The sequence below is a fragment of the Acaryochloris marina MBIC11017 genome, from assembly GCF_000018105.1.
GTDB lineage: Bacteria > Cyanobacteriota > Cyanobacteriia > Thermosynechococcales > Thermosynechococcaceae > Acaryochloris > Acaryochloris marina.
On sequence record NC_009928.1, the window covers coordinates 191777 to 206882 of the forward strand.

Consider the following 15106-nt stretch of genomic DNA (forward strand, 5'->3'; position numbering starts at 1 on the left):
TGCTGATTGCCTGAGCGGATACAAACCATCAATCGATCGATGATTTGATTGACACTTTGGGAAAGGTTATTACTTTTTCTCTAATCGTTCACATTTGTGGCTCTCATCAATATCTATAGCTGCAATAATTCATTAGTTATCTCAATTCATACCTTTCACGTACAATCTCAGAACAAGAACAATATTCCTTAACCACATCTCGAGATATTGAGGAAATTCGCCAAAACTATAACAGCGATGCAAAGAAAATGCGGGTTAAAGCCGCCAAAGCTAGAATTTCAGCTCGACGCAAAGCGGAACGAGATGCTCGGGAAAGAGCGGCAATTGAGAAGATTCCACCGGAGCATCAGTATGTGCCTGATCAGGCCAGACAACCATCCTGATCGGATAACCTGAGACATACACAGATACTCTTTCCATCAGTCAACCCAGTAATACTCGCAGCTATTCTAGGTGTCCTAGTACAGAGTATTCTCATCTAAGTTCATCTCATCTGAGTCATTGCCCAGGTTTTCGACCTCGGGGTACTTGAGTTGACACTGTTGGCGAATTATTCCGAGATGATCTCAGAAGGCTGAAATAGCTTCTAAAAATTGATGCAGTTAGTCTTTCGTAGATTTAGGTATGGTACTGCTAAAACTCAAAATCAATCAGGCGCTGCTCAATGACGGGATGACTCACGCAGGAATAGGTACTTCCCCAAACTTGAGATAGTGGATCAATAGTCGAATTGAATGCTTGAGCATGTCCACCGACTTTGAATAACATAAAGTCTTACGATGAAGCCGTGCCAAGTAATGTCGTAAACGCGTGTTTTCTCCCTCTACTCGTGTCATGTAGGTCTTGCTAACAATCTGGTCACCCTCTGGGATAAAGCCTGGATAGACGGGATTGCCATCACTGACCCAGAAGAAACATTACCAACAGACGATTGCTTGCCATAACGGTCGAAAGGTCTCAGCACTATGGTCACCCACAACCCAGCCTAGAATGCCGGCAATGGTCTATTAAGAGGATTTAGATTCTCGTAGCCTTTATTAAATAAGCATTTGAGCCTTCTATCTCCACTTACTTTGAAGACTATAGACCAAAAGGGTTTTGAACTTGTAGATCCTCTTAAGAAACCAGTTCCAGAATGCCAGGGTGAAAATGATCCACCACTGTCCAAATCCAGACCTTGTTGCGTTTTTTGCCCACAAAGGTTTCAAGTTCATCTAATTCTCCGACCTGTGGGATATCGTCGGGTTCATAAGCATCAGGTAATAGAACTCCAACTTGTTGAACCCAATGAATCACAGTGGTATGAGCAACGCCTATGACTCGTTCGATACCTTCAACCCCATTCCATTGACATACATTCTCAGGCAGAGTCGTTTCGTCCAATCACTGTATTCACGCTTTGAGCAAGTTGAAAGAAACTGTCGTCCACAGGTCACACAGATATGATTTTGTTTACCTCGACGATGCCCATTCTTATGGATATGTTGACCACCACACTCTGGACACTTCATACAGATTCCTCATGATGTTCGAAATAGTCATGAGGTTATCCTGACGCAATAAAATTCATCCCGTCATTGAGCAACGCCACAAAACTGTTCACCTCCAACATTCGTAGACTCTGAGGTGAAGATGATAAATGAAGAAAAAGAATAAGCTTATATTGAGAAGAGGAATTATGTTATTAGCTTATAAATTATAATTCATGTATTTCATTTAAAAATATTGTCATCGCTTAAGTCAGATTCTTCTATCTCAGCACATACAGGACAATAGGGATTGCGTTCAATTTTAGCGCCATACCAACGTAAAATTGAGGGCTTTTGAGAACCATATTCCATTATCTGATAGTTTGAATAAGCAAGTTCTCGGCGATTTGCCCAAATATAAAAATCTGCTATTAGGTCTTTTTCAAGTGAAGTTAATCCACTTTCTTTGTTTTTAGATAATTCTAACAAAGCAAGCTTAACAATCATATTAGAAATAGGTTGAATGTCGGAAGATAACCCAACTTGTATCGTTGCTTCAACCCTGTCATCTGAGACATAGTCAGGCATTTCATTGCGGGCTTGCTTAAAATGAGAAACTTCATCTGGAAAGCTATTGGCGAATTCCTTCGTAAACACACATGCTAAACATGGGCCAAGTCTTGGACGAACTCTTAAAACATCCCCACCTACGGCTCTAGTAATTGCTCTTCCAAAAATAGTTGTTATAGAATGATCCAAGGCAAACTGATTAATATTAAATCGACTTCTGTTATTATCAGTTGCACCAATAATTAAGTTGCATTGTTTAAGTTCTTTACTAACTTTAGACAAATCAGTATTAATATCAACCTCATAGGTCTCAACTTCAATGTATGGATTTTTAGCTAACAGTAAATCTTTAATTGCTTTAGTTTTGAATCGCCCTAAATCATTAATACCACAAATATGTCTCGATATATTTGATAATTCTAGTCTATCAAAATCAACTAAAATAAATTTTCCAACGCCTGCTTTAGCTAACTCTATCGCTACTGATGATCCTCCACTCCCTAACCCAATTAATCCTACATTAGAAGCATTAAGTATCGAGGTCTCCAAGAGACCTTTACTACGAGAGTAAATTTCTGAAATTCCAGGCACAATTTTTATAATTCCTTCAAAAATTTCTGCTTCAATTACTATAAAGACTCTAAATGCCTGTTCATTAGCGAATAATATAATGATTCTTGAATCATCATGGTCATTAATGTCAGTATCCCGGTAAGTTTTTTTAGCAAATTTTATACACTTTTCTTTATCAGAAATATCATCAAAAATTCTTGCAACAGCTCTTTTTGGGGTACCTGAGAAGTGAATCTTAGGTAAATCACTATAAATATGATAGACTTCTCCTTCATCCAAACAGTAAGAAAATAGATTGAGACAATCAGATTTTGAGTTCTTTAGCTTATTAAAGATTTCACTTATTTCATCATTAAATATATATATTAAAGGTAATTCCATTATAATATTCTCAAAACGAAAATTTTAAAAAACTAATTGGATCTAATTTGATTTCAAAAATCTAAATAAATATCTAAAATCATTGAGCCTGAAGTTTTTTCTAAATATCATAGATAAGCCAATAAATACATTCTATCTAGTAGGAAAAATTCTACATACTTAGAGATTTAGACTAAAAAATTCTATACAGACTCAACTTATCATATTAAATAATATTATATTTTATTTGATAGAACTGATTAAATTATGAATCATTATCCATATTACACAATTCTAAAAAAGCAAGACGGGCTCGTGCACTCACTGCAAAATCAGGATCCTTGCTTTCAATAGATCTAACATGAGATTTAATCTTAAATTTTATTTGTTCATTTTCATCTGTCATTAACCTATATTGCAACTGTAAACCCACAATTGCTGAATATCTCACAGCCCATTCCTCATCTTTCTCGCTAATGGAAAGTAGAGTTTCTAAAACTTCTAATTCTCGAGGATCTAAAGAATTTTTTGGCTTTATTGGCCACTGTATCTCACCCAAACCTTTCGCAGCAGTGCGCCTTACACTAGGAGAGAAATCTGTGGTCGCGGCCTTTAATAAGACATCTACACTCCTTGGATCACCAATACCCGCTAATGCTCTTATTGCCCAAGCTTTTGCAGTGTAGTTTTGATTATTGATTTCCTCCATGAGTGCAGGTACAGATTCTTTACCAATTTTTACTAGACCTTTAACAGCTGCAACTGCTGCACCTGGATTATTGTAACTAAGCACAGAAATCAAAGTTGGTATTGATTCGTCACTACATGCTTTTGATAAACTTGATACTGCAACTAGTAATTTAATTGAAGAATCTGCCTTTTCTACATCATTTATCAAGTCAGAAATTGATTTGCTCATGTCTTATTTTTTTACTAACTTAAATCATTTGAATTTCAAAATTTAAAATTTTTCTTTTCCTTGTTTCCATAAGCAGACAAAAAAGATATTTTGTATTTTACAATCTATTATAGTTGCAAACATGTTTTTTACTAATAATAGATAAAATCAGATACAATATTATCAAAACGACCTTTGAAGTTGTCCCGCAAAAGTCGTTTTGATAATATTGATAACCTATTTGTTAACAGTGGCATCAAAATGCCGACCTAAATGAAGCTTGGTCGGCAGAATTGAAATCAATATTTAAGGGCTGGCAATATAAATCTTTGCCAACAATATTTATAGGCTTGTTTCTATGATCTCCTAAAAAGGTGAACTTCGCTAGAGGGGAAATACCCACAGTACTTTGATCAATGAGATATTGCCCTCGATCTATTATGAAGCTAGCCTTTCAAGATGCCCCAGATGGCTTACTCTCTCTCTCTGCCACCAAACTCCTCACTTATAAACGATGTCCCCAGGCGTACAGCTTCAAGTACGAACGGGGTCTAACCTCACCCTCAGCTTTTGGTTCTCCTAAATTTGGTAATGCCCTGCATGGTGCTCTGGCTGACATCTATCGGGATTGGAACTACGCTTATCCCCTTCCCTCTCTGGATTGGTTTGCCATTTGTTGGCAACAGCATACTGGAGAACTAAGCTCAACTCAAATCCATGAGGGCTGGATGGCCTTGCAGCTCTACTATGAAAGGTATATGGCTCCTCTCCCCCAGATCCGAAAACCGCTTGGTGTAGAGGGCAAAATCAAGGCTAACTTTCAAGTTAATAACATCGAATTCTCTCTTGCCGGTCACTATGACCGCCTGGATTACTTTGGGGATGGATTGGAGCTAATCGACTACAAAACGAGCAAAATAGTTAAACCATCGGACGGAATTGATTGGCAGCTCGGACTCTATAACCTCATTCTAGAACAGACCTATCACCAAGCACTTCAGCGCTTGAGCCTAATTTATCTTCGACAGGGCCAGAGAATCACTTATGACGTAACCCCGGAACATCACCGGCAAGTCCGGGAGCTGATCGGGGACTTGGCAGTGAAGCTGAGGATAGATCAGGAGTGGGAGCCAGAAGTGGGAGGACATTGCGTTCGCTGTGGGTATCAAAAATATTGCCCTGCGAAGTCAGAGAAGCTAGAGCCTATACCGGAAGGGGCTAAGGAGGGGCGGCAAATGCAGTTAGTTTTGGGTCTTTAAATCCCAGAAGTATTTTTGGTATGCAACGATAAAGCTGTTGATAGGACCAATCTGCAGCTTTAATCATTGGGCAGTGGGTTGCTTCAGACAGGCTTTCCTTTCTTATTCTTGGAATAATCGATGAGTCTAAACTCCAATAGGGTGAAAATACTGTTAGTGGGTCTATCTCACTGCCTAATGGCTAGGATGGCGTTAAAGCCTTGATGCTAAAAGATTTGGAGGATTGGGGTTCCTGATCGTTGGAGGGAGAGAGACTAGGCAACACTACTGATTAGAACACCAATGGGGAGGATTCTAAAACATCCGTGTGATGAATGATAAGGAAACCTGTCTTCTCAATTGATAACCATCCACGTAAGAGCAATGAGATGACGTAGATCTCGGTAATGGCTGTATTGACGCAGAAAGGAGAAAAGTTGACTATAAATTGTAGTGGAGTTAGACATGTGGGCAAAGCTGATTTTTGGTTGAATCTAGCTTCATATGTCCTCTCCACCTTTTTTCCGAAAGTTACTTAGAAAAGGGCTTTGAGGTACTTATGTCAGGCAGGCAGGGGTAAATCTGCGATCGATATTGCTCAACAAAAAGGGGATCCTGAAATAATAAAGTTACTGTTACAGGGAATAAGTTAGATTTAAGTAAGGAATCTGTCTGTCCAAAATTTTCAGGGGTGGTTAACCAAGTTCTCTAAAATTGCCATTATGCATCCTGAACTTTGTCTTTTTTTATTAAGCAGCTTGGAATATTTCTTCGAGTTCACTAGCGCCTTGGATGAACTTCATTCTTCGATTAGATAAAGATACGAATTCTCCCATTCAGCTCAGAGACATCAGGCAACTTCCCAAGTCGTTTATTAGAGTGCCTTTCAATATGTTTTGCAAAGGGTACGGAAACAGCCGATGACTTACGCTAAACCAGATCTTCTCAATTCTCAATAGCTAGATCTTCCTGTCCGCACCTGGATTAAATCTACGGATTTTCTATGCTTTCCCCCCTTTGCATGCTCTTATTGACTGAAAGAGCATGTAGAATCAATCCATTAAACAGGATCGGTAGGGATAAGCCAGGGGACTATCCTCGGATCAGTGAAGGGTTTTTGCTGGTAATCCTGTGATACCGTTGCTGCAGCCTGAGTCATTACGATCAATCTTGATTCAAAAGATGTAATTATCTGGCCGTTTATCAGTACTATTGTATTATTCACGATAGTTGAATCGTTATGGTGAAATATACCCTTAAAGAAGAACCTGAAACTGTCATTGAAATTCCAGGAAAAGACTCCAAGAAGACCCGCTCAAAAGCAATGGAGCAATTAGTGGAGATGATGGATAATGGACAACTGAAAACAACTCTTGACAGAGGATTTGGGCTGAATGATTTTATTGAGGTTCAAGAAAAATCTCATAATGAACCTTCAGCAGAGGAAGATGAGGTCGCTCAAGCAGTACAAGTATTGAATCGTCTGGCATCCTTAAAGCTGAAACTGCAAGATACGCAACAAGATGCATTGGAAATTCGAGCAATTGTAGATTTGCTGTTTACTGATTCCCCTATCTCTGAGGAAGATGTGCATAGACTAAAACAAGGCTTTAAACTTCTCAAGAAATTTGCTCAAGCTAACATTCAATATCGTGAAGCTCGTTCTCAAGCGGAGGCTGCTAGGGCTATTCTCGACCAGGCTTTGCAATCTGAATTACCTGCATCACAAGAATCTTAGAAGAGCCGGGTCTAATTGTGGCCTGACGAAGAGTAGTAATGCTTTTCTAGAATATATCCGTAACGCCTTTCAGGATCACTCCTCAACTTAGACTTTGAGAATCCTAAAGGAGATCTAACGTCTTTAATTCAATGATTTATATACTGACATTTATGATCCTTGCTTCTTTAGTAGGCTCCACGTTCTACAGGCTACTGCCCAAGCCTAAAAGAAAACTTGAAGCTGAAAGAACTTCACAGCAGGACGATAAAAAGGGTGTAACTTCCGAGCAACCAGTCAGTTCCTCACCACAAGATCAGTAGTTGAGATGTATCAAAAAAAGGTTTCCTCTGATCAGCGTACAGGACAGCCATGAGTGAACCCCTACCCTCCTTAACCGTCAATCGCTCCTTCATGGAAGAATTCATTGAAGCGGAGAAACCCTGCTGTGGTTTGGGAATGGTGGAAGTTGAGGATCAACAATGTGGATTTGTGGCCCTACGACCGGAGCAGATGATTCCCCCAAGCGTGACGGATCTGGGTTTCAATTTTGGACATACAATTTTCGGAACCAGCACCTATGAAGTGATTCACTTCGCCTTTGAATTCTACGGTTTCAAAACCTTCAACATTCTCATCAACCCCAATAATGCAATTGCTCAGGCAGTTTTGGAACAGATGATTGAGAGTGGCGATTTTTTCTTCTTTGCTATTGATGAACAGACGGGGATTGCCACTGCCTTTCGCAGTGAGATTGATAATGACACCTTGCATAGTCTGGTAGAAAACTGGGAGCGGATTCAGCACTCCAGCACGACGGAAGACCAATACTATCAGGTGATGCTGAAGTTTGCAGCGAACCCACACCCTCCAGGAATTCTCCTTAAATGGGTGTGCAAGACTAATGTCGAGTATTTGGATTTGAGCGAGGATACGATGGATTTGACACCCGTATAGTTACTTGATTCTTAAATTATTGACAGGGGTTCATCCCCATTCGCTTATTAGGTAGAGAAAGAGAATACAAGCCATGGGTAAAACCAACGGTATACCCAGACCAACCCCAAAATTAGTCACTCATAAAGATTTTTCATACGAACCAGCGGAGAGGATTTATGGCAACACTCGATCTTGAGAATCAGCTGGTCACCGTTATTATCCTATTCAAAGTTAAGGACGGACGGCAAGCAGCCGTAATTGAGAAGGTAAAGGATCTCTTTAAGATCGCCAAAAAGCAGCCAGGATTTGTATCTGCTAACCTTCATCGTAGTCTAGACGGTCTCAAGGTCGCCAACTATGCTCAATGGGAAAATGAAACAGTTCTAGAAGCTTTCAGAAATTTACCTCAAACGCAGGCCCTTGCGGCTCCTCTTCAAGACTAGGTTGAAGAAGCTGATTCACATCTATATGAAATCGTAGCTTCTGAATCAAAGATAGGAATCCCGCAAATCAACGCCGGAGAATATTTTGTTCACTTTGCTGAATTTCGGATGCCGGCAAAAAACCAACCCCGAATGGTCGAGCTGGCCAAAGAGCATGTAGGGCCAGCCATGTCGTTAGAAGGGTTAGTTTCTGCAAATTTCCATCGGTCTCTAGACGGAGAGCGGGTGATTAACTACGGTCAATGGGAAAACGAAGACGCGATCACGAAGTTAACTCAACGGCCTGGGTTCGGCAAGGAAGATGGCCACTGGACAGGCTTGGCTGAAAATGAGTTTCATCTTTATGAGGTTGTTCTAGTTGAACCTGATGTTACTTAGATGTATGGATTAATGATCATGGACTTTTAATTACGCCATGCCTCCAGAGTTGACAGACCCACAATTTCAAATCTTTAGCCATCCCCCGATTCATCCGCAGATCATCTGGAGTCTCGACGTAAATCTTTAAGTCCAGATGTTCTAGAAATTGGGTCAGTGTCAGCACAATCTCCCCCTAGACAATGGTGATCGGATGGGGATGGACCTGAATCACTAGATAAAGTTGGAAAATCTTCACACAATACTCAGGTTCGACCTCTAAGCTCGATGTTGAGAGCAAACGATTCCCACCGACTGGAGTATTCAAGTGATTAAAAAAACAATTCCAAGTAGTTTAGAAACAAGAGCATCAAAAGCCTCAGATAAGAATGATGATTTATGTTCAGGTTGGTGGTTAGAGGTGGGTACTGCAAATCCTCCCTGTATAGATTTCTATGGGCCTTTTGAAGGCAAAGCTGAGGCTGAGGTTGCAAAACTGGAATATGTCCAAAAATCTACTAAAACATCTCAAATCGTTTTTTCTCACAGCAAATTTTGCCAGCCACGTCAGCGCACACTGACAGAGAAAGACTTCACCATTCAAGATTTGGAAGATTGCCCGCCCACATTTTTCAAAGCCGTCTTAGGTGGCCATCGCATTTATTAAACAAATAAGTTAGGGATCTGTAACTTTGACATATTCCAAGGACTTCCAGGTTTGCGAACATTTTAGGAGTATTTCTCTGCCATTCTGCTTTGACTCCCACTTCTTCGTTAGAAAAGTCCATGTTAGCTATGCAGCAAGTAAATCAGATCTTTCATAAGGTCACTGCTGATTCAGTCAGATGTGGAGCGCTAACTATATTCGCTGTGGCACCAGAACTATTCATCGGTGTGACGTGATGCCACTCACCCCATCAATTGCTTTAAAAAACGATGAAGAAGGTAGCAAAATCCTCTAAGAGTCTAAAATTTCTGATAACGGATATTGGTGTTATGAAGCTTAACTGGTTTAAATTTCTACCCCTGTCAGCATGTCTATTACTCTGTATTTTTCCGCGAAACGCAATGGCTCTTGAATCTCATGATGAAGTGCAAGAATCAACTAAAGTGTTTACGGAAATCAATCGCGAACCTAAAACTCGGATCCCCTCAAGTCTCCTACAACGTAGTCAAGCGATCGCCATTCTTACCAATGTCACCCAAGGGGGATTCATCTTTGGAGTTCGACGGGGCGATGGCGTCATCCTCATTCGCAAGCCGAATGGTGGTTGGAGTAATCCAGCCTTTATTACGATTACGGGAGGTAGTTTTGGTCTACAAGCAGGTGCTAGATCCAGTGATGTCATCCTGGTCTTTCCCAGTCAAACTGCGCTAAAGACTGTGCTTTCTGGGGCATTTGAATTTGGAGGGAGCGTCTCGGGAACTGCAGGACCTGTGGGAGAACAACCCGTTGAGTCTTTGGAAGGATTCAATGGGGATAAAGTCTATACCTACTCCCGCAGTGAAGGGCTCTTTGGCGGGGTGACTCTGGAAGGCTCCGATCTAGATGATGATGACGGTCTGAACAAGGAATTTTATGGGCAGCCTATTACTGCTACTCAAATTTTCCAGCGGTCCTCTATGCAGGCACCTGTAGTTGTTGACTCACTGAAACAGGTTCTTCAACAAGCTGAAGCTGGGATTCGTTGACCATCACTCAAGCTCAGTATTTAAGATATTGGGGGTTCGAGTCATGATGCCACTTCTCCGTAATCGTGCCGATGCTGGTCAACAGTTAGCAACTCAATTAACTCACTATGTAAACCAATCCAATGTTTTGGTAATTGCCTTACCTCGGGGAGGTGTCCCCGTTGCTTTTGAGATAGCAAAGGAACTCAATGCACCTTTAGATCTCTGCCTAGTGCGTAAGTTAGGTGTCCCTGGCATGAACGAGCTGGCAATGGGAGCAATAACTTCAGATGGGGTAATACTGTTGAATGATGAGGTTGTCAGTGAACTAGATATTTCTCCTCAGATTATTGAGCAAGTGGCAACCAATGAGATGCGAGAATTATGCCGCCAAGCTTATCTTTATCAAGATGATCGTCCACCATCCCGTATTCATGATCATATCCTTATTCTTGTTGATGATGGGATAGCTACAGCTACAACGATTCGAGCTGCTATTGTCATGCTTCAGAAGCAGCAGCCTTGTCAAATCGTTGTAGCTGCTCCAGTGATTAAAGCAGGGACTTATGAAACATTGAAAACCGAAGTGGAAGAAGTGGTGTTTCTGATAAACCCAAAGCCTTTGTACTCGATAGGCTTCTGGTATGAAGACTTTTCTCAAACATCTGATGAAGAGTTGAAACAGTTGTTAGCTATTAAATATCGATCCAAGTATCGTTAAAAAGCGTTACTACGTAGTATCTGAAGTTCTGCCACTCCTAGAAAGTCAGCACGAATACTCCATCTCATTGCAAATGGTCAAATGGGGTGGATGACAACGCTGAATATGGGCAACTATGTTCTGAGCCTGTTCTGCTTCTAAATCTTCTACATACCCAAACAATGCCGCTTCTGCTTCCTTGCGAATCAGAAAGGGACCAAAAAAATAAGTACATATCGGAGATAACGTTTTGATTTCAACCCACCAGGCTAGACCCAGGTGATTCGATAGATCAGCCAGGAAACTTAATAGAGTAGCCATCATATTTGTAGGGGTGTAATTTACAAATTACTCTTTATCATTCATTCGTCAAGACTAGAAGGAAAACTTGAGAATTATGTGAGGACTAAGAGGTTGTTTGAGAAGTTAGGGAAGCTCTCAAGAGAGTAATCTGTCAATGTAGAAATTTCGACAGGGCCTTGAGAGCAATGCCTACAGCTTACGCTAGCGACCTAACAGCAGAGCAATGGGAATTACTCGAGCCCCTGATTCCCGCTGCTAAACCTGGAGGTAGACCTCGCACCACTGATATGCTCAGTGTTCTCAATGCCATTTTTTATCTCGTGGTTACGGGTTGTCAGTGGAGACAGCTACCTCATGATTTTCCCTGTTGGTCAACGGTCTATAGCTATTTTCGAAGGTGGCGCGATGATGGGACTTGGAGTCAAATCAATGAACATCTACGCATGCAAGTGCGGGTGAGTGAAGACCGTCATCCCAGTCCCAGTGCCGCTATCTGCGATGCTCAATCGGTCAAAGTCGGCAATCCTCGGTGTCACTTGATTGGGTTTGATGGTGGAAAACAGATTAAGGGGCGTAAACGTCATGTGCTCGTTGATACTTTAGGGCTGGTTCTGATGGTGATAGTCACTGCTGCCAATATCTCTGACCAACGAGGGGCCAAAATACTGTTTTGGAAAGCTCGACGCCAAGGTGCGAGTTTGTCCCGTCTAGTTCGGATATGGGCCGATGCTGGCTATCAAGGACAAGCTTTGATGAAGTGGGTAATGGACCGTTTTCAATATGTCTTGGAAGTGATCAAACGCTCAGATCATCTAGCGGGGTTTCAGGTTATTCCCAAACGATGGATTGTAGAACGGACGTTTGGGTGGTTACTGTGGTCTCGCCGACTTAATAAAGATTATGAGGTTTTGACCAGAACAGCTGAAGCCCTTGTTTATGTGGCAATGATTCGACTGATGCTTCGAAGGCTGGCGCAGGAGTACTAAAACTTCTCAAACAGCCTCTAAGATCGTTCCGACAAAATTTAGCTAAGGCTCTTAACTTCCTAAAGCTTCCAGGAATTCCTAATTATGTATGACATGGATAGCCTTGTCGAGTGACTAGACCTCAGTCGCTTCAGATGATCGATCATCAGTCCCGTGTTCAGGGCTTCTGGTAGATCATAGTTGCCTCAGGGAATGTAGCGGTAATAGCGATCGTGACTGATGAGCAAGGCACGACCATTGCATCTATCAGCTAAAGCTTTAGCCAAGGTGGTCTTGCCTGCGCCACTACCACCAGCGATGCCAATGATTATGGATTTGGTCATGGCTCTGTTATATCTCCGGACAAAATTACGGTTCTTATACCAAGATTATTTACGAGAAACCCTTCGAAGAACTACTTTTCGCAAAACTGTGAGTATACTCTGAGGAGTCTACTCACAGCTCACCAAGTGTTTAGTGATGATTAGTCGTGCCACCAAAACAGGATCAATATGAAAATTTTTTATTTGACTTTACATTCATCGCATAAACTCAGTATTTGATGAATGTAAAGTACTGATGCGCTAATTAAAACTTGAGGATAATCAGCTAGTTCAAAGAGTTATTTGAGTAAACGAGTATATGGCAATTATCACTGTCACAGGAAATAAAGGTGGCGTAGGAAAAAGTACTACTGCCGTTCATCTGGCGACTTATCTTAGCGATTTTGGTCAAACTCTGTTAGTCGATGGAGATCCTAATCGAACAGCTATTAAGTGGGCTGAACGTGGATCACTCCCATTCAAAGTTGCTGATGAACGTCAAGCTGTTAAGCTCGCTAGGGAAGTTGAGCATGTGGTTTTTGATACTCCTGCAAGACCTGAATCAAATGATTTGCTTGAGCTTGCCAAGGGATGTGATCTACTTATTCTTCCTACTACGCCTGATCTAGTGAGTCTAGAGCCAATGCTTGAGACGGCAGCAGTACTTAACACTACAAATTACTTTTTCCTTATAACCATTGTCCCGTCCTACCCCAGTAAAAGAGGCGAAGACATGAAAAATGATCTAAGAACAGGAAAAATACCAGTATTCAACACAACAGTTAGAATGTCTGATGGGTTTAAAACGGCAGCAGAAGAAGGAGTACCTGTAAGGCAAGTGAAAGACTCTCGGAAACGAGCTGCTTGGAAAGATTATGAAGCACTTGGTAGTGAAATCATGGAGTTACTGAGTTGAAGAAAGGCAGATTTACCGAAGTAATCTCTGAAGCAAAACTTGCTCAGAAGCTAGATTCTGAGCAAATCGAGGATCAAAGAAGTGGAAATATTCCTCTCACAAAAATTAGCCTACCTAAGCAACAGCCCAGACGATATTTTGATCCTGCAAAGATGCAAGATCTCATTCTATCCATTTCTAAAAATGGGATCTTAGAACCGCTCCTAGTTCGACCTTTACCTAGAAGCAAATATGAACTTGTGGCGGGCGAGCGACGTTTGCGAGCTGCAAAAGCTTTAAAGCTAAAAGAAGTACCTGCTGTTATTCGAAAGTTAGATGACGATCAAGCATTACAACTTGCGATCATTGAAAACCTACAACGTGAAGATCTCAACCCAGTTGAAGAAACTGAGGCTATCATTGGTCTCATTTCCATACAGGTCAAAATAAACACTAGTGAGGTTCCTTCTCTTCTATACAAAATGCAGAATGAGGAGAAGGGGAAAATTACCCCAAGCGTTTGGGGTAATCCTAATGGAGATGCAATATTAGAAGTATTTGAGAATTTAGGGCTGAATTGGAAATCGTTTGTAAAAACTCGACTACCTTTACTTAAGCTTCCTTCTGACGTTCTAGAGTCTCTTATGCAGGGGCAAATAGAATACACAAAAGCGACAGAAATAAGTCGCATTAAAGATGAAAGTCAACGGAAGGAGTTTTTATCAGATGCCATCGATAAAGATCTGTCACTAAAAGAGATAAAGACACATATCAAGGCGCTAAAGACTAACAAAGAAGCGGTAGGTATCGTTCTAAAGTCTAGATTCTCAAATACATATACTAGTTTCAAAAAATCAAAAGTCTGGGATAATCCCAAAAAACAAAAGCAACTTGAAAAACTGATACTAGAGTTTGAAACTAAAATCGCTAAGCTAATTGAGGATGATTAATTTTGATTTTGGTTTTTATCGCTCAGAATGCTAAGAGAAAAAACTGCTCGCCACTAGACCAGTTTCTGGAAGTTGGTTTTGAAGCGAAAGTCGGCTAAAGATGATACCAGTGAGGATATCCACAGATCGGTAATGTCGCCATCACAAAGCCGTTCCATTCCTTTACTCCGCTCCCTGCCTTTACTTGGAGATGTTGCATTACTTGAGCATTGAGTCTTCACACGGTTGAACAGCCTGAACTCTTATTTCTTGAATCCACACATAGCTGAAATCTTCAAATTCTTCCCCAGGCATGGCGACACGATTCGTTCCCTTTTGCCTAGTAATGTATTTATCTCGCCATATTTCCCAGGCGAGGATAGAGGGATGCTCTATATCTATGCTGAACTTAGTCCATGATTTCTTTTGAAATCGCGAAAAATCAAGACGCATCAGTTTGGACTTAACTTCAATCAAATTCAAATCAATCAGCTTCTGAATAACGGCTGCATATTCGGTTGGAGGCTCACCATGGTTAATGATTGGCATCTCACAATACAGTTTAATTGTCTTACTAGGATACTTTTTGGCAAGCCGTAAAATCGCTAATTGTTTGAGGGAAAGAGTTGGGATACAAATCATTTGATTCCTCCGCGCTAGCAGAATAGTAGCATCAACCCAACCACTCAGCCCCAGGCTCCCCTAAAACCTGTTGCTTTATTTAAAGGATGGCTTACTACATATATTCACTGTAAA

At 41.0% G+C, this 15106-nt stretch carries 18 protein-coding genes and 1 pseudogene; 12 read left to right on the forward strand and 7 right to left on the reverse strand.

Annotated features, from left to right (window positions below; translation table 11 throughout):
- Positions 1 to 248: 248 nt before the first annotated feature.
- Entirely contained in the window at positions 249 to 383 is a 135-nt protein-coding gene (locus AM1_RS44140; RefSeq protein ID WP_012167513.1) for a hypothetical protein, read from the forward strand.
- 294 nt (positions 384 to 677) lie between these two features.
- Here AM1_RS44140 and AM1_RS44695 read toward each other — a convergent pair.
- The 3 genes and pseudogenes from AM1_RS44695 to AM1_RS33070 all read right to left on the reverse strand — a co-directional run bounded on the left by AM1_RS44695 (position 678) and on the right by AM1_RS33070 (position 3891).
- Positions 678 to 1511: pseudogene (locus AM1_RS44695) on the reverse strand (IS1 family transposase).
- 201 nt (positions 1512 to 1712) lie between these two features.
- On the reverse strand, positions 1713 to 2993 hold the full coding sequence (locus AM1_RS38045; RefSeq protein ID WP_012167517.1) for a HesA/MoeB/ThiF family protein: 1281 nt from the start codon (positions 2991 to 2993) through the stop codon (positions 1713 to 1715).
- Positions 2994 to 3237: 244 nt separating this feature from the next.
- Positions 3238 to 3891, reverse strand: a complete 654-nt coding sequence (locus tag AM1_RS33070) for a HEAT repeat domain-containing protein (protein WP_012167518.1) — start codon at positions 3889 to 3891, stop codon at positions 3238 to 3240.
- A 419-nt stretch (positions 3892 to 4310) separates the two neighbouring features.
- On the opposite strand from AM1_RS33070, the gene AM1_RS33075 reads away from it, so the two are divergent.
- The 5 genes from AM1_RS33075 to AM1_RS43690 all read left to right on the forward strand — a co-directional run bounded on the left by AM1_RS33075 (position 4311) and on the right by AM1_RS43690 (position 8585).
- Entirely contained in the window at positions 4311 to 5129 is an 819-nt protein-coding gene (locus AM1_RS33075; protein ID WP_012167519.1) for a RecB family exonuclease, read from the forward strand.
- Between the two features lie 1219 nt (positions 5130 to 6348).
- Positions 6349 to 6846, forward strand: coding sequence for a hypothetical protein (locus tag AM1_RS33080; RefSeq protein ID WP_012167520.1), 498 nt, complete (start codon positions 6349 to 6351; stop codon positions 6844 to 6846).
- Between the two features lie 351 nt (positions 6847 to 7197).
- Positions 7198 to 7782 carry a hypothetical protein gene (locus AM1_RS33085; RefSeq protein WP_012167521.1) on the forward strand — a complete coding sequence of 195 codons (585 nt, stop codon included), beginning with the start codon at positions 7198 to 7200 and terminating at the stop codon, positions 7780 to 7782.
- Positions 7783 to 7940: 158 nt separating this feature from the next.
- Complete coding sequence (locus tag AM1_RS43685) at positions 7941 to 8207, forward strand: antibiotic biosynthesis monooxygenase family protein (protein WP_012167522.1); 267 nt, start codon at positions 7941 to 7943, stop codon at positions 8205 to 8207.
- Between the two features lie 108 nt (positions 8208 to 8315).
- A complete protein-coding gene (locus tag AM1_RS43690) occupies positions 8316 to 8585 on the forward strand; it encodes an antibiotic biosynthesis monooxygenase (protein WP_012167523.1) in 270 nt (89 codons plus the stop codon).
- A gap of 16 nt (positions 8586 to 8601) precedes the next feature.
- On the opposite strand, the gene AM1_RS42630 is transcribed toward AM1_RS43690, so the two are convergent.
- Entirely contained in the window at positions 8602 to 8751 is a 150-nt protein-coding gene (locus AM1_RS42630) for a hypothetical protein (protein ID WP_012167524.1), read from the reverse strand.
- A 141-nt stretch (positions 8752 to 8892) separates the two neighbouring features.
- Between AM1_RS42630 and AM1_RS33100 the strand changes: the two genes are divergently transcribed.
- From AM1_RS33100 to AM1_RS33110, 3 genes are all read left to right on the forward strand, one after another.
- Positions 8893 to 9231: a DUF1816 domain-containing protein gene (locus AM1_RS33100; protein ID WP_012167525.1), complete on the forward strand. Its 339-nt coding sequence runs from the start codon at positions 8893 to 8895 to the stop codon at positions 9229 to 9231.
- A gap of 401 nt (positions 9232 to 9632) precedes the next feature.
- Positions 9633 to 10256 (forward strand): lipid-binding SYLF domain-containing protein, encoded by a 624-nt coding sequence (locus AM1_RS33105; protein WP_238549361.1) that lies wholly within the window; start codon positions 9633 to 9635, stop codon positions 10254 to 10256.
- A gap of 43 nt (positions 10257 to 10299) precedes the next feature.
- On the forward strand, positions 10300 to 10956 hold the full coding sequence (locus tag AM1_RS33110; RefSeq protein WP_041661330.1) for a phosphoribosyltransferase: 657 nt from the start codon (positions 10300 to 10302) through the stop codon (positions 10954 to 10956).
- 45 nt (positions 10957 to 11001) lie between these two features.
- Here the strand turns inward: AM1_RS33110 and AM1_RS33115 are convergent, their stop codons facing one another.
- The gene (locus AM1_RS33115; RefSeq protein ID WP_041661331.1) at positions 11002 to 11259 is read right to left on the reverse strand and encodes a DUF1816 domain-containing protein; all 258 of its coding nucleotides are present in this window, start codon (positions 11257 to 11259) and stop codon (positions 11002 to 11004) included.
- A 164-nt stretch (positions 11260 to 11423) separates the two neighbouring features.
- On the opposite strand from AM1_RS33115, the gene AM1_RS33120 reads away from it, so the two are divergent.
- On the forward strand, positions 11424 to 12224 hold the full coding sequence (locus AM1_RS33120; RefSeq protein WP_012167530.1) for an IS5 family transposase: 801 nt from the start codon (positions 11424 to 11426) through the stop codon (positions 12222 to 12224).
- Positions 12225 to 12409: 185 nt separating this feature from the next.
- Here AM1_RS33120 and AM1_RS43695 read toward each other — a convergent pair whose 3' ends face one another.
- Positions 12410 to 12547, reverse strand: a complete 138-nt coding sequence (locus tag AM1_RS43695; protein ID WP_012167531.1) for a zeta toxin family protein — start codon at positions 12545 to 12547, stop codon at positions 12410 to 12412.
- 298 nt (positions 12548 to 12845) lie between these two features.
- Between AM1_RS43695 and AM1_RS33130 the strand changes: the two genes are divergently transcribed.
- Both AM1_RS33130 and AM1_RS33135 read left to right on the forward strand, forming a co-directional pair.
- On the forward strand, positions 12846 to 13442 hold the full coding sequence (locus AM1_RS33130) for a ParA family protein (RefSeq protein WP_012167533.1): 597 nt from the start codon (positions 12846 to 12848) through the stop codon (positions 13440 to 13442).
- The gene (locus tag AM1_RS33135) at positions 13439 to 14371 is read left to right on the forward strand and encodes a ParB/RepB/Spo0J family partition protein (protein ID WP_012167534.1); all 933 of its coding nucleotides are present in this window, start codon (positions 13439 to 13441) and stop codon (positions 14369 to 14371) included. Before AM1_RS33130 ends, AM1_RS33135 begins: the two co-directional genes overlap by 4 nt.
- A 198-nt stretch (positions 14372 to 14569) precedes the next feature.
- Here the strand turns inward: AM1_RS33135 and AM1_RS33140 are convergent, their stop codons facing one another.
- Positions 14570 to 14992, reverse strand: coding sequence for a hypothetical protein (locus AM1_RS33140; protein WP_012167535.1), 423 nt, complete (start codon positions 14990 to 14992; stop codon positions 14570 to 14572).
- Positions 14993 to 15106 lie beyond the last annotated feature (114 nt).

Bases quoted from the DNA above. Each gene is read 5' to 3' on its own strand.
- AM1_RS44140 (WP_012167513.1), top strand. From the start codon at position 249: ATGCGGGTTAAAGCCGCCAAAGCTAGAATTTCAGCTCGACGCAAAGCG.
- AM1_RS38045 (WP_012167517.1), bottom strand. From the start codon at position 2,993: ATGGAATTACCTTTAATATATATATTTAATGATGAAATAAGTGAAATC.
- AM1_RS33070 (WP_012167518.1), bottom strand. From the start codon at position 3,891: ATGAGCAAATCAATTTCTGACTTGATAAATGATGTAGAAAAGGCAGAT.
- AM1_RS33075 (WP_012167519.1), top strand. From the start codon at position 4,311: ATGAAGCTAGCCTTTCAAGATGCCCCAGATGGCTTACTCTCTCTCTCT.
- AM1_RS33080 (WP_012167520.1), top strand. From the start codon at position 6,349: ATGGTGAAATATACCCTTAAAGAAGAACCTGAAACTGTCATTGAAATT.
- AM1_RS33085 (WP_012167521.1), top strand. From the start codon at position 7,198: ATGAGTGAACCCCTACCCTCCTTAACCGTCAATCGCTCCTTCATGGAA.
- AM1_RS43685 (WP_012167522.1), top strand. From the start codon at position 7,941: ATGGCAACACTCGATCTTGAGAATCAGCTGGTCACCGTTATTATCCTA.
- AM1_RS43690 (WP_012167523.1), top strand. From the start codon at position 8,316: ATGCCGGCAAAAAACCAACCCCGAATGGTCGAGCTGGCCAAAGAGCAT.
- AM1_RS33105 (WP_238549361.1), top strand. From the start codon at position 9,633: ATGGCTCTTGAATCTCATGATGAAGTGCAAGAATCAACTAAAGTGTTT.
- AM1_RS33110 (WP_041661330.1), top strand. From the start codon at position 10,300: ATGATGCCACTTCTCCGTAATCGTGCCGATGCTGGTCAACAGTTAGCA.
- AM1_RS33115 (WP_041661331.1), bottom strand. From the start codon at position 11,259: ATGATGGCTACTCTATTAAGTTTCCTGGCTGATCTATCGAATCACCTG.
- AM1_RS33120 (WP_012167530.1), top strand. From the start codon at position 11,424: ATGCCTACAGCTTACGCTAGCGACCTAACAGCAGAGCAATGGGAATTA.
- AM1_RS43695 (WP_012167531.1), bottom strand. From the start codon at position 12,547: ATGACCAAATCCATAATCATTGGCATCGCTGGTGGTAGTGGCGCAGGC.
- AM1_RS33130 (WP_012167533.1), top strand. From the start codon at position 12,846: ATGGCAATTATCACTGTCACAGGAAATAAAGGTGGCGTAGGAAAAAGT.
- AM1_RS33140 (WP_012167535.1), bottom strand. From the start codon at position 14,992: ATGATTTGTATCCCAACTCTTTCCCTCAAACAATTAGCGATTTTACGG.